Source organism: Streptomyces thermoalcalitolerans, from assembly GCF_039525155.1.
Classification (GTDB): Bacteria; Actinomycetota; Actinomycetes; order Streptomycetales; family Streptomycetaceae; genus Streptomyces; species Streptomyces thermovulgaris.
The window spans coordinates 51,833-74,748 of the sequence record NZ_BAAAHG010000030.1 but is presented as its reverse complement, the minus strand read 5'-3'; the positions used below and the strand labels follow the sequence as shown (position 1 = coordinate 74,748).

Here is a 22,916-nt window from a genome sequence, read left to right as displayed (position 1 = left end):
TGGCAAACAGCTGCTCCGCCTCCGGCGCCCGGTAGTAGGCGGAAAGCCCCTGGAACTTGGTGTGCACCGCCCGGCCGGTCTCCCGCACCTGCCCGGCATCCTTCCGCAGCGCCGCACAGTCCCGCTCCAGCTGCTCCAGATCCCCGGTGAACTGCGGAATCTGCTCCGGCTTGATCACGTTTCGCTGCCCCCGTTCGTCCGCTACCGCCAGACCGAACCGAACCGTGTAGCGATCCCATCGTCACACAAATGGGTGACGTCGTATCAGACGCGTTGAGCGGTGCGGCGGTTCCGGGTGTTGGGCTGCCGAAGACGATGGGGACGGAGCGAGTCAGACGTACGTACCAGGGAGTTCTGGGGGAGCTCCATCAGAAAGATTGCTACTGGTTTCTGACAGTTCGACAGGAAAGCCGACCCGAGTTCATCCCCGGACTGGACGCGCCGATGAGGGCGCTCTCCTCCGGTTTTCACCGAGGCTGAGCTGGCGCAGTGTTGCAGCCGAGTGCACTGGGGCAGCGGCAAGCAGCGGGCTCAGATCTCGAACTCGCCGAGCCAATCGCGCTGGAGGAGGCGTTGGGGAAGGTAGTCGGACTCGACCTCGATCGGGATGCCACCGTCGTAGGCGAGACAGGCGATGGCGAGTGAGGCGAGAGCGATGCGGCCTTCGGGGTCCTTGGCGCGATCCTCGTCGGCCGTCCAGTACTCCTTGTGAAGCTTCAGAGCTTCGGCAAGGGCTTGGTTGAAGCCGTCGTGGTCCTTGCGCAGGAAGCGGTGGAAGAGGTTGATCGGCGGGTACAACACCTTGTGCAACAGGTCGCGGGACGCAATGGATGCGACGTCCGGATACGAGCCCTCGATGGCGGCGGTGAGTTCCTCGACGAGGTTGGGGCGCTGGAGCCAGTAGGCCTGGAGGGCGGCCACCCAGTGGTAGATGTACTCGTCGTAGGAACCCTCGGGCGAGCGCAGCCGAGTGAGAGGGACATCGCAGAGCTGGGTCATGCGCTTCCGGTCGCGGCAGACGATGGCGAGCCAGAAGGTGGTGAGCCAGTTCCCCGCGTCGGCGTACGAGCGAGGGCCGAGCGCCGGAATGTGTCGGATCTTGTGGTTGATGCGGCAGTCGACGACACCCTCGGTCTGCCCGGTCATGGCGAACATCGCCGAGCCGACCTGCAGCGCACTGACCGTCGCCTCCCACGTTTCAAGCCGGGCCACACGAGGGTCCACGGTGCACCGGGCCTGCAGATGGAGCAGGGCTGTGCTGAACATGAAGTCGATCCTGCCGGGGTGCCGTTCGACCTTCTCCACGTCCGCGGCGAGGTTTTCACCGAGCGCCTCGGCCCAACTCGCGGAGTGGGGACCGGGCCCTCCGTGCCGGGTGATCGTGACGGTCACGGCATACTCCTGTCGCTGATGTCGCACTTCCCCGTGCTGCAACCGGCGTACGTGCCGGCGTTCTTCCGCTTTTCGACGAGGAGAGGTGAGACCGACAGCCGTCGGTGAAGAGAGGGCAACCGAGGGAAGGCTGTTCGGTGTGAGTCGGCCACCGCAGGACGGTTCGGTTCAGGACCGCAAGTCCTGCTCAGGCGCTGAGTTCTTCATCTCGGGGTCTTCAGAGCCGCTTCGGTGAGTACCGTATCGAACCTCGGCCGTCCCAGTGCAGCGGCTCTTAAACTCCCGTGCATGAGTGACCTGTTCGCCGTGGATCTTGCCCTTGACCTTTCTCCCACCGTGCCGGCTGCCGTTCTCGATGTTCTGCGTCGGCACCTCGGCCTCGACACCGAGAGCGGCGAAAGCGACATGGGAGACGAGATGTCCGACTTCGTCCCCTTGCTCTCCTGTCGTGGGCCGGCAAAACGCATCGGCGGTGTTCTGACCGGCGAGCTCGTCCAGGGGGACAGTCACTGGTCTCTCACCGCCCGGCAGGAGATCCACGCCGAACTCCTTCCGGACCTGGAAGAACTTGTGGAGATGCTCGCGCGCAACGCCAGGACCGAGGGGGTCATCGGCCAGGTGAGGTTCTACGAGGATGACATCCCGGAACTTCTGATCAGCAGGTCGGGGAAAATGGTCAGAATGCCGCTGCGTGCTGCTGAGGCTGCTGACTCCTGATCACAAGTCAGCGTTTGTGGCTACCCATCCGTCCAAGTAACACTGCTCACTGCCGGAAGCGGGCGAACGTGACGTGGAACGGTCAACGCCTGCGGGATGCGCACCCTTACGTGGGGAACATGCCGGGCCAGAAGTGATGGAGAAGGTAACGCGGGATGTAGTCGGATTCGACCGTGATCGGGAAGCCGGCGTCGAAGGCGAGGCAGGCGATTGCAAGCGGGCCGAGTGCCACATAGCCTTTAACGGATTTTTCGCGGTTCTCGCCGCCTGTCCAAAACGACTTGTGAAGCTCCAGTGCTTCGACAAGGGCCTGGTTGAAGCCGTCGTGGTCCTTGCGCAGGAAGTACTGGAAGAGGTTGATCGGCTGGTAGAGGATCTTGTCCAGAACCTCGGGGTGGGCGATCCGTGCGACGTCCGGGGAGGACATCTGGATGGCGGCGAGGAGTTTCTCGCCCAGCCCCGGGCGTATCAGCCAGTATGCCTGCAGGGCGTCGATCCAGTGGTAGATGTACTCGTCGTACTCCACACCCGAGCCCCGCAGGAAGTCGATGGGGATTTCGCACAGTTGAGTCATGCGGGCCTGTTCGCGGCACACGATCGCCAGCCAGAACGCAGACAGCCAGTTTCCGGCGTCGGCGTAGTACTGCGGGCCGGTCGCGGGGATCGTCCGTACCCGATCTGCAATGCGACACTCGACAGTGCCTTCCGGTCGGACGGCTGCGGCGAAGGCCGCGGAAGTCACCTGCATGGCTGTAACGGCGGCGTCCCAGGTGCGGAGGTGCGAGCTGTCCGGATCGACTGCCAGACATGCGCAGAGGTGCAGGGTCGCCGCATCCATCGCACCGTCGAACATGCGCGGCACGCGTTCCAGGACGTCGATCGTCTCGGAGAGTCCTTCGCTCAGGGTGCGCACATATGCCTCGTCGTCCGGTCCGGGGCCGCCGTGCCGAGCCACTCTCACTGTCATCGCTCGCTCCGATCCTTCACAGCCCGTTCCTTCACGGTGACAAAGCGGTCATGCGTGCCTCAGGTAGGGAACTCTCCGCACCAGTTGCGTCCGAGGAGGGTGGCGGGCAGGTACTCGGACTCGACCTCGATGGGGAAGCCCGCGTCGTGGGCGAAGCAGGCGATGGCGAGGGGAGCGAGAGCGACGAGGCCCGAGATCTGGAAGGCCCGGCTTTCCTCGGTCCAGTACTCCTTGTGCCACTGAAGGGCGTTGGCGAGTGCCCGGTTGAAGCCGTCGTGGTCCTTGCGGATGAAGCGGTGGAACATCTCCATCGGCGGGTACAGCAGTTTTCCCGCCGTCTCCGGGTCAGTGGCGACCGCCGGGTCGGTGCCGTCGACCGCGGCCACCAGCTTCGAGCCGAGATCCTGGCCTCCGAGCCAGTAGGCCTGGAGGGTGTCGACCCAGGCGTAGTGGTATGCGTCGAAGCGTGAACCGTTCTCCCGCAACAGGGACATCGGCACGTGGCACAAGGCGGTGATCCTGTCCCGTTCCCGGCACACCACGGCCAGGTAAAAGGCGGCGATCCAGGAGCCTGGGTGCACGTACCACTGTGGACCAGTGGCCTGAAGGGTGCGGTCCTTGTGCGCGATGCGGCACTGCACGTGGTCCTCGGTCGTGGTCGCGGCGGCGAACACGGCGGAACCGACCTGCATCGCGGTGACCCAGGCGTCCCAGGTGGGGAAGAGCGATGCCCGCGGGTCCATCAGGCAGTGAGCCTCGGCCAGGGTGAGCGTGGTGCTCAGCGCATCACCCAGATTGGCGGAGCCCGTTTCCAGACCGTCTACCAGCTTCTGCGCGTTCTCCTGGAGTACGGCGAGGCCTTCTTTCGCATTTCCTGTGGGGAAAGGGTGACGGGGGATGGTCGAGACCAAGAGATTGCCCTGGAAGATCGTGAAGGAAGCAGCGGAACTCGGCCCAGCATACGTGCATCCCCGGACGAGGTGGTCGAAGTCCCGGTGTCTGCCGTGGAGTTCTTGAAAGCGACTGTGTCAGGTGGGGAATTCACCGAGCCAGCCGCGCTGGAGGAGGTGCTTGGGCAGGTAGTCGGTCTCGACCTCGATCGGGATGTCACCGTCGTAGGCGAGGCATGCGAGGGCCAGAGGGGCGAGGGCGACCATGCCGGAGGGGCTGTCGGTCCTGTCCTGGTCGGCGGTCCAGTACGCCTTGTGCAGTTCCACGGCTTCGGCGAGGGCCTGGTTGAAGCCGTCGTGGTCCTTGCGCAGGAAGCGGTAGAAGGGGTTGATCGGCGGATACAGGATGTGCTGCAGCAGGTCGCGGGGTGCGATGGTCGCGACATCGGGGTGGGAGCCTTGCAGTGCTGTGGTCAGTTCCTCCACCAGCCCCGGGCGCTGCAGCCAGTACGCCTGGAGGGCGGCCACCCAGTGGTAGACGTACGCGTCGCAGGTTCCCTCGGGTGAGCGCAGCCGGTCCAGCGGGACCTCGCACAGTGCGGTCAGGCGTTTCTGGTCGCGGCAGATCACGGCCAGCCAGAAGGCGGTGAGCCAGTTCCCGGCCTTCGCGTAGGGGCGGGGGCCGATGGCGGAGAGGGTGCGCATCTCGTGCGCGATGCGGCACTGCACCGTGCCCTCCGTGGCGCCGGTCACCGCGTAGAGCGCCGAGTGGAGCTGCATGGCGGCGACCACGGCTTCCCAGGTCTCCAGCCGCGCGGCCCGCGGGTCGACGGCGCAGCGGGCCTGAAGGTGCAGCAGCGAGGTCATGAGCGCGATGTCGATCGAGGCGGGAGACCGCTCGAGCCGCTGCACATCCTCCAGCAGCTCCTTGCCCAGGTCCGCGGCATAGCCCTCGTCGTCGGGGCCGGGAGAACTGTGACGCGGGATGGTGACACTCACGAAGCGCTCCTGTCGGATCGGAAAGGCCGGACTTCCTCATGCGGGAGCCGGCGTACTCGCCGGTGTCCCGCTCTCCTCTGACGACGATGCAGCCCGGTTTTCCGTCATCCGGGGGCTGCTCCGGCTTGCGTGCCGGTTCACGCTCGGACCTGATGGCTTTCCTCGCTCGTGCATGCCCGGATGATGTCGAGGGATTGCTCTCCCCCCTGTGGTGATGCGTGAGTTCCGCCGGGCAGGTGCCGGGAACCCACACTGCATCGCGTCACGCTTTCATCATCGTACAAACGGGTGACACAGGGTCAGTCGAGTTGAATGGTGCGGCGGTTCCGGGTGCGGGGGCCGCCGAAACTCGGTGGGGTGGCGGTGGGGGAGGAGCCGAGGAGCAGGATTCCGCCGAGGGCGGCTCCGGCGGCTCCGGGAGCGCGGGCGTCCGCTTCGGCGTACGGGTTTCCATGGGCGCGGACGTCCTGTTCGGCCTGGTCCCGGGCCTCGCGGGCGAGGGCGTCGGCGTGCGGGACATCGGCGGGGGGCCGGGCGGCGAGCAGGTGTTCCGCCTCGGCCAGCAGGGTGCGGGCCGAGGCCCCCACCGCACCCCGGTGCGTCGTGACGAAGTCGGCCGTGGCGGCGGCCGCGCTGCGGGCGGTGAGCAGGGCGGCGGCGGACAGGACACCGGTGCGTCCCGTGGCGAGCGGTGCCGTTGCCTCGACGATCCGGCGCAGGATGTCCAGCGGGTCGTACGGCCGTCCGGACGTCGTCTCCTGCCGTACGGAGGCCAGGACGGTGTCGGCGTGCAGGATCCGGGCCTGTGCCTCACCGGCCGGTACGTCCGTGAGGCGCTCCGCGGCGCCGGCCCTTTCCGCCTCCGCCCCGCTGAGCGCGGCCGGAACCATCGCCGCGGCCTCGTCCAGCTCGGCGGCGAGCCGTTCGATGCCGTCGAGGAACACGGCCGCCTGGGCCACGGCCCCCTCGGCGGCGCGCAGCTGGCCCGCCGCTCGTTCGCTCTCGCCCCGATCGGCCTCCTGATGGGCCCGGTTGAGACGGGTGGTGGCGAACATCAGGCGGTCCTTGGCCTGTTCCGCGTATCCCGTGACGTGCTCCGTGGCGGAGGGGGCGTACCGCCGGGCGAGGCCGGCCAGGGTCGCTTCGGCGGTCCGCGCCCGGCTCGTCAGTTCCCGGAACCGTGTCTCCGTCGCCTTCAGCGCCCCGCGGATGTCCCGCTCCAGGCCGCGCAGCTCGTCGAACCCGTCGGCCGCCGTGTCCAGCAGCCGGCCGGCCTCCTCGCAGCGCCCGATCACGCCGGCCAGCGCCTGTCGCCGGGCCGCCGGGTCCTCCGGGACGCCCTGGTCGTGGCGCCGCCGCATCCGGAAGGCGATCGCCAGTTCCGCCTCGGCGGCCCGTACGGCCTGCGCGAAGGGCTCGACGGCCGCCGCGTCGAACCGGGCCTCGGCGAAGCCGAGTTCCTCGCGGCTGGTGCGCACCCAGTCGTCCGCCCGGACGAGCAGGTCCCGTGACCGCTCGTCGAGTTCGCCGGCCGGTGACGGAGACGACGAGGACGGGCTGCCGCCGGGGGTGGTACGGGTCTTCGACCGCCGGAGCCGCCGTAGGTACCCGTACATGCCGAGCACGCTCGCCGCCACCGCCACGACGAGCGGGAGGGCGAGGGAGGCCGCCGAGGTCTCGTCCTGCCGCGGTGCGGCGGCGACGGCCACCGGACCGGTTGGGGAGAGTGCAACCGCGGTGCTGCTGCCGATCGTCATTCCGGGGAGCAGCAGCCACACGAGTCCCGCCGCGCCGTACAGCACCATGCGCACCGCCCGCGCGGCCAGACGCGGTGCCGTGCGCCGTGTCCTGACCGGCCGGAGCAGGGATGACGTCATATGTGTGAGCGTATGACCACCCGGCCGGGCAGGCGACCGGGGCTGCGTCAGTGGTGGAGCGGACGGGGTGCGGCGACGAGGGAAGGGGCACCGGCATGGGAGACACCACCGGTACGGGGGACGGCGCCGGCACGGGGGGTAGTGCCGGCACGGGAGACACCACCGGCACGGAAAGCGCCGTGGAGGCGAAACAGCCCGGGGCCGGCCAGGCGCCCCCGTCCCGCCGTCGCCGCCGCCTGCGCCGGGCCCTCCGCGCCGTTCTCGCCCTTCTCCTGCCGCCGGTCCTCTTCCTCCTCGCCGCCGGGACCGCCCTCCGGGTGAACTACGGCGGCGACCCCGTCGCCGGGACGTACACCAGGGGCCGGGACGCGATCTGGCTCGGTCACGCCTGGGTGGACGGGCGGAAGAAGGATGCCGATGTGCAGGCCCTCGCCCGTCGGCTGCGCGGCACCGGCATCCGTGATCTGTATGTGCACGCGGGCCCGCTCGAGCACGACGGCACCCTGCCCAAGTCGTCGTACCCCAGGGCGGGTTGGCTGATACCGGCGGTGCACCGGGCGCTCCCCGGAGTCCGTGTGCAGGCCTGGCTCGGCGACGTGCTGGCCACCGAGAGCCCCGACGGGATGCGGCTGGAGCGGGCCGCGACGCGCGCCGCCGTGGTTGCCTCCACCCGCGAGGTCCTGGCGGCCGGCTTCGACGGAGCCCACTTCGACCTGGAGCCGCTGCACTCCGGCGACCGCCACTACCTCGATCTCCTCGACGACCTGCGCGCCGTCACCCGTGCCCACGGCGTCCCCCTGTCCGTCGCCGCCCACCAGATCGACCCGCTCCCCGGCCTCCACTCCCTGTGCGGCACGCTCACCGGCCATCCCAAGTGGTGATCGCAGGCGTACTTCGGCCAGGTCGCCCGCCGCGTCGACCAGGTGGCGCTGATGTCGTACGACACCATGCAGCAGCTGGAGAGCCTGTACGGCGGCTACGTCGTCCAGCAGACCTCCCTCGCCCTGGAGGTCACCCCGCCCGCCACCGACCTGCTGATGGGCCTGCCCTTCTTCCACGACAACCGCTTCGGCCACCGTGCCTCCGCGGAGACGGTCCCCGCCGCCGTCCGCGGTGTCCGTCTCGGCCTCTCCCGCACGGACCCCGGCCGCGAGCGCTCCGGCGTCGCGCTGTACGTCGACTTCGCCGCCACGGAGGCCGACTGGAGGGCGTACCGGAAGGACTGGGCCCGCTCCTCGTGAGCCCCGCGTGAGTCCTTCGCGGACTACGACGACTGCGGACTACGACGACCGGCGCCTGATCCTCGAGCCCAGCCACACCAGCGGGGCGTACGTGCGGTCCACTGCCCGTTCCTTCAGCGGGATCAGGGCGTTGTCGGTGATCCTGATGCCCTCGGGGCAGACCTCCGTGCAGCACTTGGTGATGTTGCAGTAGCCGAGGCCGTGGTCCTCCTGGGCCGCGCGTTTGCGGTCCAGACCCGCGTCCGCGGCGGCGTCCAGGGGGTGCATGTCGAGCTCGGCGGCCCGCATCAGGAAGCGCGGGCCGGCGTACGCCCGCTTGTTGTCCTCGTGGTCGCGGACGACATGGCACACGTCCTGGCACAGGAAGCACTCGATGCACTTGCGGAACTCCTGCGGACGGTCCACGTCCTCCTGGAACATGCGGTACTCGCCGGGACCGAGGCCGGGCGGCGGGACGAAGGAGGGGATCTCGCGGGCCTTGGCGTAGTTGTAGCCGACGTCCGTCACCAGGTCCCGGATCACCGGGAAGGTCCGCAGCGGAGTGACGGTGATCGTCTCCTTTGGGGTGAAGACCGACATGCGGGTCATGCACATCAGCCGCGGGCGCCCGTTGATCTCCGCGGAGCACGAGCCGCACTTGCCCGCCTTGCAGTTCCAGCGCACGGCCAGGTCCGGGGCCTGGGTGGCCTGGAGCCGGTGGATGACGTCCAGCACCACCTCGCCCTCGTTGACCTCGACCTCGAAGTCCTCCAGGCCGCCGCCCCGGGCATCGCCCCGCCACACCTTGAAGTGGGCCTCATAGCCGCTCATGTGCACAGCTCCTCTTCGGTGAGGTACTTGACCAGCTCCTCCTTCGAGAAGAGGGCGAGCAGGTCGGGGCGGATGGGTTCGGTGGTCTCCCGGGTGAGGGTGATCCGGCCGCTGAGCGGATCCGTCGCCGCCAGGCCGCCCGCCGGGTCGGTCAGCCGGCACAGCAGGTTGATCCGGCGCCATTCGCGCTGCATCGACGGGTAGTCCTCACGCGTGTGCCCGCCGCGCGACTCCGTGCGCTCCAGCGCGGACCGCGCCACGCACTCGCTGACCAGCAGCATGTTCCGCAGGTCCAGGGCGAGGTGCCAGCCGGGGTTGAACTGCCGGTGCCCCTCCACCGCGGCCCGCCGGGCCCGTGCCCGCAGCTCGCCGAGCTTCGCCAGGGCCTGCTTCATCTCGCTCTCGCGGCGGATGATGCCGACCAGGTCGTTCATGGTCTGCTGGAGTTCCTGGTGCAGGGTGTAGGGATTCTCCGGCGGGGCCCCGGCCACCGCCCCCTCCTCGGCCGTCGCCTCCTCCACCGAGAACGGCCGCAGCGCCTCGGCCGCCGCCGCGTCCACCTGGGCGCCGTCCGCGCGCGGGCGTGCGTGCGCCAGGGACCGGGCGTACTCGGCCGCGTACCGGCCCGCCCGGCAGCCGAAGACCAGCAGGTCGGACAGCGAGTTGCCGCCGAGCCGGTTGGAGCCGTGCATGCCGCCCGCGACCTCCCCGGCCGCGAACAGCCCCGGCACCCCGCGGGCGGCCGCCGTGTCGGAGTCGACCGCGATGCCGCCCATCACGTAGTGGCAGGTCGGCCCGACCTCCATCGGCTCCGCCGTGATGTCGACGTCGGCCAGCTCCTTGAACTGGTGGTACATCGAGGGCAGCCGCCGCCGGATGACCTCCGCCGGCATCCGGGTCGACACATCGAGGAACACCCCGCCGTGCGGCGAGCCGCGGCCCGCCTTCACCTCGGCGTTGATCGCGCGGGCCACCTCGTCCCGGGGCAGCAGCTCCGGCGGACGCCGGTTGTTGTCCGGGTCCTCGTACCAGCGGTCCGCCTCCTCCTCCGTCTCGGCGTACTTGTCCTTGAAGACCTCGGGGATGTAGTCGAACATGAACCGCTTGCCCTCGGAGTTGCGCAGCACCCCGCCGTCGCCGCGCACCGACTCGGTGACGAGGATGCCCTTCACCGACGGCGGCCAGACCATGCCCGTCGGGTGGAACTGCACGAACTCCATGTTCAGCAGCGGTGCCCCGGCGAGCAGCGCGAGGGCGTGGCCGTCGCCGGTGTACTCCCACGAGTTCGACGTCACCTTGAAGGACTTGCCGATCCCACCGGTCGCGAGCACCACCGCGGGCGCCTCGAGCACGAAGAAACGGCCGGACTCGCGCTCGTAGGCGAAGACCCCGGCCACCCGGCTCTCCCCGGCGGAGCCGCCGTCGGGCGCGGTCTTGAGGATCCGGGTCACCGTGCACTCCTGGAAGACCTTCAGCCGGGACTCGTAGTCCCCGGTCTCCTTGAAGTCCTCCTGCTGCAGCGACACCACCTTCTGCTGCAGCGTCCGGATCAGCTCCAGGCCGGTGCGGTCACCGACGTGCGCCAGGCGCGGGTACTCGTGCCCGCCGAAGTTGCGCTGCGAGATCCGGCCGTCCTTCGTCCGGTCGAACAGCGCGCCCCAGGTCTCCAGCTCCCACACCCGTTGCGGGGCCTCCTTCGCGTGCAGCTCGGCCATCCGCCACTGGTTGAGGAACTTGCCGCCGCGCATGGTGTCGCGGAAGTGGACCTGCCAGCTGTCGTGCTCGTTGACGTTGGCCATGGCCGCCGCGATGCCGCCCTCGGCCATCACCGTGTGCGCCTTGCCGAACAGCGACTTGCAGATCACCGCCGTCCGCGCCCCGCGCTCACGTGCCTCGATCGCCGCACGCAGCCCGGCGCCACCCGCGCCGACCACCACGACGTCCCACTCCTGCCGGTCCACCACGGACATCACAGACCCCACTCACTGGTACCCACTGGTACATCGACTAGAAGAAGCGCGGATCATCGAAGGCGCCGGAGGCGACCAGGAAGACGTAGAAGTCGGCGAGCGCCACGCTGAACAGCGAGGCCCAGGCCAGCTCCATGTGGCGGGCGTTGAGCCTGCTCACGAACTGCCAGAAGCGGTAGCGCACGGGATGCCTCGAGAAGTGCTTGAGCTTCCCGCCCACGATGTGCCGGCAGGAGTGGCAGGAGAGCGTGTACGCCCAGATCAGCACGATGTTGACCAGGAAGACGACCGTGCCGAGCCCCATGTGGCCCCAGCGGTAGTCCTGGTCGCGGAAGGCCAGCACGGTGTCGTAGGTCAGCACGCCGGCGACCAGGAGCGCGGCGTAGAAGAAGTACCGGTGCAGGTTCTGCAGGATCAGCGGAAAGCGCGTCTCGCCCGTGTACCTCCGGTGCGGTTCGGCGACCGCGCAGGCCGGCGGGGACGCCCAGAAGCCCCGGTAGTAGGCCTTTCGGTAGTAGTAGCAGGTCAGCCGGAAGCCCAGGGGGAAGAGCAGGATGATGATCGCCGGGGAGATCGCCCACCAGCTGCCGAAGAGGGCGATGTTGGGGCCCGCGCGCATGGGCACGCAGTTCTCCGCCAGACAGGGCGAGTAGAACGGCGAGACGTACGGGGCCGCGTAGTAGTGCGTGTTCGCGAAGGCCCGCCAGGTCGAGTACACGACAAATGCGAGCAGGCCGGCCACCGTGGCGGCGGGGGCCAGCCACCAGCGGTCGGTGCGCAGGTGCGGGGCGGTGATGGCGGCGCGCGCCGGGGAGCGGACACCGCCGCGGGGCGTATGGGGATCTGTGGCGGGAGGTTCCGTACCAGTGGCCAAGGCGGGACGCACCTTCCTGTCGGAGCGCGCTCCGGAGCACCGGCTCCGGTGCCGAGGGGGGAGGGTCAGGGGGCGTGGCGGTTGCGGGCGCCGAGCCCCTCGTCGTCCGAGTCCGTCCACAGGGAGATGTCGTAGGGCGTGTCGGAGATGGTGACGAGGGTGGGGCGCTGCGTGGGGGTGGACGTGGGGGTGGAGCTCCGGGAGGCCTCGCGCAGCATGCCGACGCTGTCGCGAAGGTGACCCGCGTCGATGCGCACGCGGCGTATCTCCGGCCCGTTGCCGAGCTGCTGCTCCAGCCGGCTCACCGACCGCAGCAGGTCGTTGAGGGCGCGCTGGGCCGATGCCAGGTCGTCGTGCACGGACATGACGTGACCTCACTTCCGCGGGCCGCCGGCGGCCCTGGACGGCAACGTTCACGCGTCTGCGAGTGTTGCGCGTCACACTGCCGCTGGGAAGGGGAGGTGCGGCGATTGGCGGATTGCGCACCCCCGCACGTGCCCGCTGCGCTCTGTTCTCGCTCTGTTCTCGCTGTGTGTCGCTCTGTGTCGCCGGGTGCCGGCTCGGTGGTGCGCTCGGTGATGCGCACGCGGTGATGCGCTGTGCGTACGAGCGGTGCGCGCGCCGTGCCTGCGCCGTACACGTGTCGTGCCTGGGCCGTACACGTGTCGTGCCTGCGCAGTGCGTGCTCGGTGAGCGCTCGATGGGGTGCTCGGTGTGTGCTCTGTGCGCGCCGGGGCGTGCGTTGCGCCGGGCGGGTGGCCTTCCGGACCCGCGCCGCCGTGTCGCCTCCGGCGGGCGAACCGTTTCCTTTTCAGTGGGCCGTAGATCTGATGAGCACCAAAATACCGCCACCTGTGACATTTCCCACCCGGTCCCACCCGGCCATCGGCGGCAGCGGCTCCACGGAGGTAGCACAGATGTCCTACGACGGTGTCGGGCTCGGCTCGGCCATGCGCTCGGCCGCCCTCCTGACCGCGGGCGCCCTCGCGGTGCACCTCCTGGCCGGCTGCGGTTCCGGTGACGACGGCAACAAGCCGCTGGCCGGACAGGACATCGCCCCCGCCGCCCGCCACGAGATCGCCGACGGGGGCACGCTGCGCTGGGCCGTGGACGCGATGCCGCAGACGCTGAACACCTTCCAGGTGGACGCCGACGCCGGCACCGCCTGGATCGCCCGGGCGGTGCTGCCGGCCATGTTCCGGATGGACGAGAGGGGCCGTCCGCAGCTCGACGAGAACTATCTGGAATCGGCCCGGGTGGTGGAGACCGAGCCCAAGCAGGTCGTCGTCTACCGGCTCAACCAGCAGGCCGTCTGGAGCGACGGCCGCGTGATCAGCGCCGAGGACTTCGCCGCCCAGTGGCGCGCCCTGTCCGGCAAGGACTCCGCGTACTGGACCGCCCGCAACGCCGGCTACGACCGCATCCAGAAGGTCGAGCGCGGTGCCAGCTCCCTGGAGGTCCGGGTCACCTTCGCCCGCCCCTACGCCGACTGGCGGTCGCTGTTCTCGCCGCTGTACCCGAAGGACGTGATGGGCGCCGCGAACTCCTTCAACGACGGTGCCCGCACCATGCTGAAGGTCACCGCGGGTCCGTTCACCGTGCGGAAGGTCGACACCAAGAACAAGGACGTCGTCCTCGCCCGCAACCCGCGCTGGTGGGGCCGCCCGGCCAAGCTGTCCGAGATCGTGCTGCACGAGGTGCCGCGCGACAAGCGGGTCGTGGCGCTCGCCGACGGCTCCGTGGACGTGGCCGACATCGACCCCGCCGACGTCCCCCGGATCACGTCCGCCGCTGCCCGGGCGGGATCGCCCTTCCCGGGCGCGTCCAGTGGCCGCACCGCCGCCACGGCGCTGCGTGTCTGGGCCCTGGAGCACGGCACCGAGGACAAGGACACCGACCGGGAGCTGCGCGTCCTGAAGGAGGAGAACAAGGAACTCACCGCCCGTCTGCGGCAGCAGCAGGCGCTCGGCGACATCCAGGTGCGCAAGTCGCTGGAGCCCGCCTACACCCAGCTCGCCCTCAACGGCGAGGGCGGCCCCCTGGCCGACGAGCGGGTCCGCCACGCCGTGGCGCACGCGCTGAACCGCAAGGAGATCGCCGAACTCGTCCTGAAGCCGCTCGGCCTGCCCGCGACCCCGGTCGGCAGCCACCTCGCCCTGGCCGGCCAGAGCGTCTACGCCGACGGCAGCGACGCCCTCGGAGGCCAGGACACCGCCCAGGCCCTCGCCCTGCTCGCGGACGCGGGCTGGGTGCCCGGCCCGGTCAAGGAGAAGAAGAACGAGAAGAAGGAGGAGAAGAAGAACGAGAAGAAGGAGGAGAAGAAGGAGAGCAAAACGGCCGGCGCTCAGGGCCACGGCGCCCAGAGCTCCTCGGACAGCGGCGGCGACAGCGACGACGGCACGTACATCGTCGGCGTGCACGGCCGCACGGAGAACGGCGACAACGCCGACAGCGACAACAACAACGACAACGCCGACAGCGACGACACCAAGGCATCCGCCGAGGCCCGGCGAGACGGCGACCGGGACGGCCGGGACGGCCGGGACGGCCGGGACGACCAGGACGGCACCGAGCGGCCGGCCCAGAGCGACCGGCGGTACACCGACGGCCGCTTCGGGCCGGGCGGGGCGCCCGGTGCCTACGCCCCCAAGGGCACCGCGGCGCCGGCGGCGGGCACCGCCTCGGGTCCGCTGGCCAAGAACGGCAAACCGCTCACGCTCCGCTTCGTGCTGCCCTCCGGGCCGGGTTCCGACACCCTGAGCAAGGTCGCCGACCGGATCACGGCCATGCTGAAGAAGATCGGCATCACCACGGAGATCAACAAGGTCTCCGACGAGAGCTACTTCTGGGACCACATCGCCTCCGGCCAGTACGACCTCGCGCTGTACTCCTGGCCCGCCTCCGCCTTCCCGGCCACCGACGCCCGCCCCATCTACGCCAAGCCCGTCCCGGCCGCCGACGGCTCCCTCAACGTCCAGCAGAACTACACCCGCGTCGGCACCGACCAGATCGACCAGCTCTTCGACCAGGCCGTCGCGACCCTGGACGAGGACGAGCAGCGCGGTCTGCTCCGCAGGGCCGACGCCCGCATCTGGGCGGCCGCCGGCTCGATCCCCCTCTACCAGCGCCCCCAGCTGACGGCCGTGCGCAAGGATCTGGCCAACATCGGTGCCTTCGGTTTCAAGACCCCGGTCTACGAGGACATGGGCTTTTTGAAGAAGAGCGTGAAGCGGTAGGGCGCCGGAGAGCGTGAGGCGGCAGGGCGTCACGGGTCCCGCGGACCACTCCCGCGGGACCCGTACCATGGGGTGAGGCCGTGGCATGTTCAGCCCGGCAGGGCCCGCGTAACACCGACATACGCGCAGGTCTTCCGCACACTCCGGGAGTACCCCTCACTATGGCCACGCGCCACGACATCCGTAACGTCGCCATCGTCGCCCACGTCGATCACGGCAAGACCACCATCGTCGACGCCATGCTCAAGCAGGCCGGCGCCTTCGCCGCGCACCAGCTCGACCAGGTCGACGAGCGGGTGATGGACTCGAACGACCTGGAGCGTGAGAAGGGCATCACGATCCTCGCCAAGAACACGGCGGTGAAGTACCACCCCAAGGAAGGCGGGGACCCTGTCACGATCAACATCGTCGACACCCCCGGCCACGCCGACTTCGGCGGCGAGGTGGAGCGTGCCCTGTCGATGGTCGACGGTGTCGTCCTGCTCGTGGACGCCTCCGAGGGTCCGCTGCCGCAGACCCGCTTCGTGCTGCGCAAGGCCCTGCAGGCCCGTCTGCCCGTCGTTCTCTGCATCAACAAGACGGACCGCCCCGACGCCCGGATCGACGAGGTCGTCGACGAGACGTACGACCTGTTCCTGGACCTGGACGCCGACGAGGACCAGATCGAGTTCCCGATCGTCTACGCCTGCGGCCGGGAGGGCGTCGCCTCGCTCACCAAGCCCCAGGACGGGACGGTTCCCGCCGACTCCACCAGCCTGGAGCCGTTCTTCTCCACGATCCTGGAGTACATCCCGGCGCCCACCTACGACGAGAACGCCCCCCTCCAGGCCCACGTCACCAACATCGACGCGGACAACTTCCTCGGCCGTATCGCGCTGCTGCGCGTGGAGCAGGGCGAGCTGCGCAAGGGGCAGACGGTCGCCTGGATCAAGCGCGACGGTTCCGTGCAGAACGTGCGGATCTCCGAGCTGATGATGACCGAGGCGCTCACCCGCAAGCCCGCCGAGAAGGCCGGCCCCGGTGACATCTGCGCCGTCGCCGGCATTCCGGACATCATGATCGGCGAGACGCTGGCCGACCCGGAGAACCCGGTCGCGCTGCCGCTGATCACGGTCGACGAGCCCGCGATCTCCATGACCATCGGCACCAACACCTCCCCGCTGGTCGGCCGCGGCGGCACCGGCAAGGGCGCGGACGCGAAGGCCGTCGTCAAGGACCGCAAGGTCACCGCCCGCCAGGTCAAGGACCGCCTGGACCGCGAGCTCATCGGCAATGTGTCGCTGCGCGTGCTGGACACCGACCGCCCCGACGTCTGGGAGGTCCGGGGCCGCGGCGAGCTGGCGCTGGCCATCCTGGTCGAGACCATGCGCCGCGAGGGCTACGAGCTGACCGTGGGCAAGCCGCAGGTCGTCACCAAGGAGATCGACGGCAGGACGTACGAGCCGGTCGAGCGGCTGACGATCGACGTGCCCGAGGAGCACATGGGCGCGGTCACCCAGCTGATGGGAGTGCGCAAGGGCCGGATGGACAACATGTCCAACCACGGCTCCGGCTGGGTCCGCATGGAGTTCGTCGTGCCCTCCCGCGGTCTGATCGGCTTCCGCACCGAGTTCCTGACCCAGACCCGCGGCACGGGGATCGCCCACTCCGTCCACGAGGGCTTCGAGCCCTGGTTCGGCCCGCTGCAGACGCGGAGCACCGGCTCTCTGGTCGCCGACCGTGCCGGCGTCGTCACCGCCTTCGCGATGATCAATCTCCAGGAGCGCGGTGTGCTCTTCGTGGAGCCGGGCACCGAGGTGTACGAGGGCATGATCGTCGGCGAGAACTCCCGCTCCGACGACATGGACGTCAACATCACCAAGGAGAAGAAGCTCACCAATATGCGGTCCTCGACCGCCGAGGTGGCCGAGTCGATCGTCCCGCCGCGCAAGCTCTCCCTGGAGCAGGCGCTGGAGTTCTGCCGCGACGACGAGTGCGTCGAGGTGACCCCGGAGGCGACCCGCATCCGCAAGGTCGTCCTCGACCAGCGCGCCCGCGCCCGCGCCGCGAGCCGCGCCAAGCACGGCTGAGGCCCCTCGAGCCGCACAGGGCCGGGTGTCCCGCACGACGGGACACCCGGCCCTGTGCGTGCGGGCGGGAAGTGTAGGGAAAACCCTTCGGAGTGGCTCGGAATCGCCACAGGACGGCTGATTCGCACTACCTTGCTGCGGGGCACGCCTACCCGGAACACAGTGAGAGGCCTTAACCGAATGGCTTGGTCCTGGCGCCCGTTGGCGGAGACGGGGCAGCGCAACGGGCGCGCGCTGTGCACGGTGTCGCACACGCGCTTACGACGGCATACGACCACCACCGTAGACCGCAAGCGGTTTTCACCTGCCAACTGTCCGATATTCGGACACCTGGGGCCGATAGATGTGTAACAAGTCCGTTTCGCAGGGGTCTTTCGCCAAACCCTTTGTCCGGATTTTGGAAGAAGTGAGCGGCAGGTGTGATCGAACCGAGACCTCAGGGGTGTGGTCGGTCGGTGGTCGATAGCAGATAGTTAGGCGCGTAGAGCTCGGATGAGCGAGTCACCCTGTGCAGTGGCAGCGGGCGACGGCGTACGAGCGTGCGGGGGCACTCGACCTTCTCCGGTTTGCATGTCGGCGGGGTGTCGTGTGCCCACTCTTGTGGTGAACAACAGGATTCATGAGGAGGAACCCATGCGCGGTGCCAGGAGCGCCAAGTGGGTCGCGGGGGCAATCGTCGTCGCGCTTGCCGCGACTGCCTGTGGTGGCGGCAGCGGTGACAAGGGCGATTCGTCGAAGAAGGGCGCTCTTGCCGGGTATGTCTCGATCGACGTCGGTGAGCCGCAGAAGCCTCTGATGCCGGCCGACACCAACGAGAGCAACGGCGCCTACGTCATCCGGGCCCTGTTCACGCAGCTGCTGGACTTCGACGAGAAGGGCGAGATCGTCTACGCCAACGCGGAGTCCGTGACCACCAAGGACTCCAAGACCTGGACGGTCAAGCTCAAGCCGGGCTGGAAGTTCCACAACGGCGAGCCCGTCACCGCGCAGTCGTACGTCGACGCCTGGAACTGGTACGCGAACGCCAAGAACAACCAGCAGAACGCCTTCTGGTTCTCGGACATCGCCGGCTACGAGGACGTCCACCCGGACAAGGGTGAGCCCAAGAGCGACAAGATGTCGGGCCTGAAGGTCGTGGACGACACCACCTTCACCATCGAGCTGAAGGACCAGGTCCCCTACTTCAACTACAAGCTGGGCTACACCACCTTCGCCCCGCTGCCGAAGGCCTTCTACGACGACCCGAAGGCGTTCGGCCAGAAGCCGATCGGCAACGGCCCGTACAAGTTCGAGAAGTGGGTCCACAAGAAGCTGATCCAGGTCAAGGCCTGGGACGGCTACCAGGGTCCGAACAAGGCCCAGAACAAGGGCATCCAGTTCAAGCACTACGCCACCCTCGAGGCGGCGTACCAGGACGTCGTCTCCGGCAACCTGGACATCATCAGGCAGGTCGGCCCGACGGACCTGCCGAAGTACAAGCAGGACCTCGGTGACGGCGCCATCGAGCAGCCGTACGCCGCCATCCAGACGCTGGTGCCGGCCTTCTACTCCAAGACGTTCAAGGGCGTCGACCCGAAGGTCCTCCAGGGCCTGTCCATGGCGATCGACCGTGACACGATCACCAAGACCGTCCTGAACAACACCCGTACGCCCGCGAAGGGCTTCGTCCCGCCGCAGGTCAAGGGCAACCAGGACCTGAACACGGACATCTTCACGTACAACCCGGCCAAGGCCAAGCAGCTCATCAAGGAGGGCGGCGGCGTCCCGGGCAACAAGATCTGGATCCAGTACAACACCGACGGCGGCCACAAGGAGTGGGTGACCGCGGTCTGCGAGTCGATCCGCAACGCCACCGGCATCGACTGCGTCGGCGACCCGAAGCCGGACTTCGCCACCGACCTCGAGGCGCGTGACAAGAACGAGGTCAAGTCGATGTACCGCGGTGGCTGGGTGGCCGACTACCCGATCAACATCAACTTCCTCAAGGAGCTCTACCACTCCAAGGCCGAGTCCAACAACGGTCGCTTCTCCGACAAGGAGATCGACAAGCTGATGGAGAAGGGGGACAACGCCGCGTCCCTGGACGAGGCGGTCAAGGCCTACCAGGAAGTCGAGAAGAAGCTCGTCGACAAGATGCCGTCCATCCCGCTGTGGTACTACCGCATCAACGGTGGCCACGGGAAGAACGTCGACAACGTGACCATCAACTACCAGGGCGACATCCAGCTGTACAAGGTCACCGTCAAGTAAGCGAGCCTGCGGGCCACTTCCCCCTCGGCCGTCAGTCCGCCGCCGCCGGTCGCCCGACCGGCGGCGGCGGAGGCCGCAGGACCGTCCCCCCACCCCCCGCCCCCTCCTCGGCCTTCGGCTTGTGCGAAGGTGCGGAGAACTGCACGGAGGGTTCCCCTTCCGGACGGCCCTCGGCTGCAGTCATCCCACACGGAGGCACTTTATGGGGCGTTATGTCGCACGACGACTGCTCCAGATGATCCCGGTATTCATCGGGTCAACTTTCCTGATCTTCATGATGATGTACGTCCTGCCCGGTGACCCCGTAAGGGCGCTCATGGGAGAGCAGGCGTTCGACCCGACCCTGGTCGAGAAGATGAGACATGATCTCGGACTCGACCGGCCCTGGTGGTGGCAGTACGGCCACTACCTGGCCGGTCTGTTCCAGGGCGACTTCGGTACCGAGATCGCGAGCAAGCGGGAGATCTCGGAGATCATCGCCGCCGCGTTCCCGGTGACCATCCGTCTCACTCTCTTCGCGTTCGCCTTCACGGCGATCGTCGGGATCGGCCTCGGCGTCATCGCCGGGCTCCGCCCGGACTCCGTCCAGGACCGCGGGCTGCTGACCCTCACGCTGATCCTGATCTCGATGCCCTCCTTCGTGCTGGGTTACCTGCTGCAGTACCTCTTCGCCTTCCAGCTCCAGGTGGTCACCCCGACCGTGCAGGACTCCGAGAACTTCGGCGACCTCCTCCTGCCCGCGGTCGTCCTGGGGTCCCTCTCCCTGGCGTATGTGGCCCGGCTCACCCGTACGTCGATGGCGGAGAACCTGAGGGCCGACTACATGCGCACCGCCGTGGCCAAGGGGCTGCCGCGCCGGCGGATCGTCGGCGTGCACCTGATGCGCAACTCCCTGATTCCCGTGGTCACCTTCCTCGGCACCGACATCGGCAACCTGATGACCGGCGCCATCGTGACCGAGGGCATCTTCAATGTGCAGGGCGTCGGCAACGCCATCTTCGAGGCCCTGACCCGCAGGGAGGGCGCCACGGTCGTGGGCATCGCCTCGCTGATCGTGATCGTCTACCTGTTCACCAGCCTGATCGTCGACCTGCTCTACGCGGTCCTGGACCCGAGGATCCGGTATGCCTGAGAAGACTGCTGACAAGGTCGAACTGTCCGAGGCGACCGGCGCGGAGTTTGAGGCCGCCGCTCCCGAGGCGGCGGCGCCCGCCGCGGCGAAGGCCCGCAGCCTCTGGTCCGACGCCTGGTACGACCTGCGCCGCAACCCGCTGTTCCTGGTCTCGTCCGTGCTGATCGTGCTGCTGCTGGTGATGGCGTTCGCGCCGTCGCTGTTCACCAGCGCCTCGCCGCGCGACGCCGATCTGGCCAAGCACTATCTCCAGCCCCCCAACTGGAGCCACTTCTTCGAGCCCGACTGGTTCGGCTACGACGGCCAGGGACGTTCCATCTACGCCCGGGTCGTCCACGGAGCCCGTGCCTCGATCCTGGTGGGTGTCGGCGTGACCCTGCTGGTGACCATCCTCGGCACCGCGATCGGCATGACCGCCGGCTACTTCGGCGGCCTGGTCGACTCCCTGCTCTCCCGGGTCACCGACGTGTTCATGGGCATCCCGTACATGCTCGGCGCCCTGGTCATCCTGACCACCTTCGCCGAGCGCAAGATCTGGGTCGTCATCGCGGCCATGGCCTTCCTCGGATGGACGACGATCGCCCGTGTGGCCCGTGGTGCGGTGGTCACCATCAAGCAGTCCGACTACGTCGTCGCGGCCAGGGCGCTCGGCGCCTCCACCACGCGCATCATGCTCAAGCACATCCTGCCCAACGCGCTCGCCCCCATCATCGTCGTGGCGACCATCGCGCTGGGCGGCTACATCGCGGCCGAGGCCACGCTGTCCTTCCTCGGCATCGGTCTCGCCGAGCCCACGGTCTCCTGGGGCGTGGATGTGGCCACGGGCAAGCAGCAGCTGCGCAACGCACCGTATGTCCTGATCATTCCCTCGGTCATGGTGTCGATCACGGTGCTCTCGTTCCTGATGTTCGGCGATGCGGTACGCAACGCCCTCGACCCCAAGCTGCGCTGAGGGAGGCGTACGTGACCATCCTCGACAAGACCGCGGACGTTCCCGCCCCCCGGCCGGAGGCGGACCCCGGCACCCCGCTGCTCGAAGTCCGTGACCTGCACGTGGAGTTCAGGACCCGGGACGGTGTCGCCAAGGCCGTCAACGGTGTCAACTACACGGTCAACGCCGGTGAGACGCTCGCCGTGCTCGGCGAGTCCGGCTCCGGCAAGTCCGTGACCGCACAGGCGATCATGGGCATCCTCGACATGCCGCCCGGACGGATCCCCAAGGGGGAGATCCTCTTCCACGGCCAGGACCTGCTGAAGATGCCCGAGGACGAGCGGCGGAAGATCCGCGGCCGGAAGATCGCCATGATCTTCCAGGACGCGCTGTCCTCGCTGAACCCGGTGCTCTCCGTGGGCTACCAGCTCGGCGAGATGTTCCGGGTCCACCTGGGCCTGTCCAAGAAGGAGGCCAAGGCCAAGGCCATCGAGCTGATGGACCGGGTCAAGATCCCCGCGGCGGCGGCACGGGTGGGGGACTACCCGCACCAGTTCTCCGGCGGTATGCGCCAGCGCATCATGATCGCCATGGCGCTGGCCCTGGAGCCCGACCTGATCATCGCCGACGAGCCCACCACGGCGCTCGATGTGACGGTGCAGGCCCAGGTCATGGATCTGCTCGCGGAGCTGCAGCGCGAGTACAACATGGGCCTGATCCTGATCACCCACGACCTGGGTGTGGTCGCGGACGTCGCCGACAAGATCGCGGTGATGTACGCGGGCCGCATCGTCGAGACCGCCCCCGTGCACGAGCTGTACAAGCGGCCCGCGCACCCCTACACCCAGGGCCTTCTCGACTCGATCCCGCGCCTGGACCAGAAGGGCCAGGAGCTCTACGCAATCAAGGGCCTGCCGCCCAACCTCACCCGTATCCCGTCCGGCTGTGCCTTCAACCCGCGCTGCCCCAAGGCGCAGGACATCTGCCGTACGGAGATCCCGGCCCTGGCGCCCGTCACCGAGCAGGACGGCACCGAGCTGGTCGGCCGCGGCAGTGCGTGCCACTTCTGGAGGGAGACCATCCATGGCTGAGCTCAAGAAGAAGGACGAGCAGCCGCAGGGCGCCGTGGACGCGACCCCGAACGTCACCGAGGTGGACGTCGTCAAGGCCGGCAGCGAGGAGGAGGCGGTCAGCGCGCTCGAGGCGCGGGTCGAGCGCGGTGAGCCGATCCTCCAGGTGCGCAACCTGGTCAAGCACTTCCCGCTGACCCAGGGCATCCTGTTCAAGAAGCGGATCGGTGCGGTCAAGGCGGTCGACGGGGTCTCCTTCGACCTGTACCAGGGCGAGACCCTCGGCATCGTGGGCGAGTCCGGCTGCGGCAAGTCCACCGTCGCCAAGCTGCTGATGAACCTGGAGCAGGCGACCTCCGGCGAGATCTTCTACAAGGGCCAGGACATCACCAGGCTGTCCGGCAGGGCCCTGAAGGCGGTGCGCCGCAACATCCAGATGGTGTTCCAGGACCCCTACACCTCGCTCAACCCCCGGATGACGGTGGGCGACA

The 22,916-nt window shown here is 68.6% G+C and carries 17 protein-coding genes and 1 pseudogene; 9 read left to right on the top strand and 9 right to left on the bottom strand.

All coding sequences use genetic code 11. From position 1 onward, the window contains the following. Positions 1-531: 531 nt before the first annotated feature. Positions 532-1,392 (bottom strand): immunity 49 family protein, encoded by an 861-nt coding sequence (locus ABD224_RS17995; RefSeq protein WP_344050984.1) that lies wholly within the window; start codon positions 1,390-1,392, stop codon positions 532-534. 288 nt (positions 1,393-1,680) lie between these two features. On the opposite strand from ABD224_RS17995, the gene ABD224_RS17990 reads away from it, so the two are divergent. Continuing rightward, positions 1,681-2,109 (top strand): hypothetical protein, encoded by a 429-nt coding sequence (locus ABD224_RS17990; RefSeq protein WP_344050981.1) that lies wholly within the window; start codon positions 1,681-1,683, stop codon positions 2,107-2,109. Between the two features lie 106 nt (positions 2,110-2,215). Here ABD224_RS17990 and ABD224_RS17985 read toward each other — a convergent pair whose 3' ends face one another. The 4 genes from ABD224_RS17985 to ABD224_RS17970 all read right to left on the bottom strand — a co-directional run bounded on the left by ABD224_RS17985 (position 2,216) and on the right by ABD224_RS17970 (position 6,842). Beyond that, complete coding sequence (locus ABD224_RS17985; protein ID WP_344050979.1) at positions 2,216-3,076, bottom strand: immunity 49 family protein; 861 nt, start codon at positions 3,074-3,076, stop codon at positions 2,216-2,218. A gap of 59 nt (positions 3,077-3,135) precedes the next feature. After that, on the bottom strand, positions 3,136-3,987 hold the full coding sequence (locus tag ABD224_RS17980; protein ID WP_344050977.1) for an immunity 49 family protein: 852 nt from the start codon (positions 3,985-3,987) through the stop codon (positions 3,136-3,138). A gap of 117 nt (positions 3,988-4,104) precedes the next feature. Next, positions 4,105-4,965, bottom strand: a complete 861-nt coding sequence (locus ABD224_RS17975; RefSeq protein WP_344050975.1) for an immunity 49 family protein — start codon at positions 4,963-4,965, stop codon at positions 4,105-4,107. 299 nt (positions 4,966-5,264) lie between these two features. Beyond that, positions 5,265-6,842 carry a hypothetical protein gene (locus tag ABD224_RS17970; RefSeq protein WP_344050973.1) on the bottom strand — a complete coding sequence of 526 codons (1,578 nt, stop codon included), beginning with the start codon at positions 6,840-6,842 and terminating at the stop codon, positions 5,265-5,267. 95 nt (positions 6,843-6,937) lie between these two features. Here ABD224_RS17970 and ABD224_RS17965 point away from each other — a divergent pair. Then, positions 6,938-8,083 (top strand): annotated as a pseudogene (locus ABD224_RS17965) (hypothetical protein). 39 nt (positions 8,084-8,122) lie between these two features. On the opposite strand, the gene ABD224_RS17960 reads toward ABD224_RS17965, so the two are convergent. From ABD224_RS17960 to ABD224_RS17945, 4 genes are all read right to left on the bottom strand, one after another. Further along, complete coding sequence (locus tag ABD224_RS17960; protein ID WP_344050971.1) at positions 8,123-8,893, bottom strand: succinate dehydrogenase/fumarate reductase iron-sulfur subunit; 771 nt, start codon at positions 8,891-8,893, stop codon at positions 8,123-8,125. Next, positions 8,890-10,863, bottom strand: coding sequence for a fumarate reductase/succinate dehydrogenase flavoprotein subunit (locus ABD224_RS17955; RefSeq protein ID WP_344050969.1), 1,974 nt, complete (start codon positions 10,861-10,863; stop codon positions 8,890-8,892). The genes ABD224_RS17960 and ABD224_RS17955 overlap by 4 nt, the downstream gene beginning before the upstream one ends. A 37-nt stretch (positions 10,864-10,900) precedes the next feature. Further along, positions 10,901-11,737 carry a hypothetical protein gene (locus tag ABD224_RS17950; protein ID WP_344050967.1) on the bottom strand — a complete coding sequence of 279 codons (837 nt, stop codon included), beginning with the start codon at positions 11,735-11,737 and terminating at the stop codon, positions 10,901-10,903. Between the two features lie 65 nt (positions 11,738-11,802). Then, positions 11,803-12,102 carry a hypothetical protein gene (locus tag ABD224_RS17945; RefSeq protein WP_344050965.1) on the bottom strand — a complete coding sequence of 100 codons (300 nt, stop codon included), beginning with the start codon at positions 12,100-12,102 and terminating at the stop codon, positions 11,803-11,805. 552 nt (positions 12,103-12,654) lie between these two features. Here ABD224_RS17945 and ABD224_RS17940 point away from each other — a divergent pair. From ABD224_RS17940 to ABD224_RS17910, 7 genes are all read left to right on the top strand, one after another. After that, entirely contained in the window at positions 12,655-14,973 is a 2,319-nt protein-coding gene (locus ABD224_RS17940; protein WP_344050963.1) for an ABC transporter family substrate-binding protein, read from the top strand. 161 nt (positions 14,974-15,134) lie between these two features. After that, the gene (typA, locus tag ABD224_RS17935; protein ID WP_344050961.1) at positions 15,135-17,042 is read left to right on the top strand and encodes a translational GTPase TypA; all 1,908 of its coding nucleotides are present in this window, start codon (positions 15,135-15,137) and stop codon (positions 17,040-17,042) included. A 633-nt stretch (positions 17,043-17,675) separates the two neighbouring features. After that, a complete protein-coding gene (locus ABD224_RS17930; protein WP_344050959.1) occupies positions 17,676-19,292 on the top strand; it encodes a peptide ABC transporter substrate-binding protein in 1,617 nt (538 codons plus the stop codon). Positions 19,293-19,494: 202 nt separating this feature from the next. Continuing rightward, positions 19,495-20,424, top strand: coding sequence for an ABC transporter permease (locus ABD224_RS17925; protein ID WP_344050957.1), 930 nt, complete (start codon positions 19,495-19,497; stop codon positions 20,422-20,424). After that, positions 20,417-21,376, top strand: a complete 960-nt coding sequence (locus tag ABD224_RS17920) for an ABC transporter permease (RefSeq protein ID WP_344050955.1) — start codon at positions 20,417-20,419, stop codon at positions 21,374-21,376. Before ABD224_RS17925 ends, ABD224_RS17920 begins: the two co-directional genes overlap by 8 nt. Positions 21,377-21,387: 11 nt before the next feature. Continuing rightward, a complete protein-coding gene (locus tag ABD224_RS17915; RefSeq protein WP_344050953.1) occupies positions 21,388-22,446 on the top strand; it encodes an ABC transporter ATP-binding protein in 1,059 nt (352 codons plus the stop codon). Then, a partial coding sequence (locus ABD224_RS17910; RefSeq protein ID WP_344050951.1) for an ATP-binding cassette domain-containing protein occupies positions 22,439-22,916 on the top strand: 478 nt, incomplete at its 3' end. The genes ABD224_RS17915 and ABD224_RS17910, both read left to right, overlap by 8 nt.

Bases quoted from the DNA above. Each gene is read 5' to 3' on its own strand.
- ABD224_RS17990 (WP_344050981.1), top strand. From the start codon at position 1,681: ATGAGTGACCTGTTCGCCGTGGATCTTGCCCTTGACCTTTCTCCCACC.
- ABD224_RS17985 (WP_344050979.1), bottom strand. From the start codon at position 3,076: ATGACAGTGAGAGTGGCTCGGCACGGCGGCCCCGGACCGGACGACGAG.
- ABD224_RS17970 (WP_344050973.1), bottom strand. From the start codon at position 6,842: ATGACGTCATCCCTGCTCCGGCCGGTCAGGACACGGCGCACGGCACCG.
- ABD224_RS17960 (WP_344050971.1), bottom strand. From the start codon at position 8,893: ATGAGCGGCTATGAGGCCCACTTCAAGGTGTGGCGGGGCGATGCCCGG.
- ABD224_RS17955 (WP_344050969.1), bottom strand. From the start codon at position 10,863: ATGTCCGTGGTGGACCGGCAGGAGTGGGACGTCGTGGTGGTCGGCGCG.
- ABD224_RS17945 (WP_344050965.1), bottom strand. From the start codon at position 12,102: ATGTCCGTGCACGACGACCTGGCATCGGCCCAGCGCGCCCTCAACGAC.
- ABD224_RS17940 (WP_344050963.1), top strand. From the start codon at position 12,655: ATGTCCTACGACGGTGTCGGGCTCGGCTCGGCCATGCGCTCGGCCGCC.
- typA (WP_344050961.1), top strand. From the start codon at position 15,135: ATGGCCACGCGCCACGACATCCGTAACGTCGCCATCGTCGCCCACGTC.
- ABD224_RS17930 (WP_344050959.1), top strand. From the start codon at position 17,676: ATGCGCGGTGCCAGGAGCGCCAAGTGGGTCGCGGGGGCAATCGTCGTC.
- ABD224_RS17925 (WP_344050957.1), top strand. From the start codon at position 19,495: ATGGGGCGTTATGTCGCACGACGACTGCTCCAGATGATCCCGGTATTC.
- ABD224_RS17920 (WP_344050955.1), top strand. From the start codon at position 20,417: ATGCCTGAGAAGACTGCTGACAAGGTCGAACTGTCCGAGGCGACCGGC.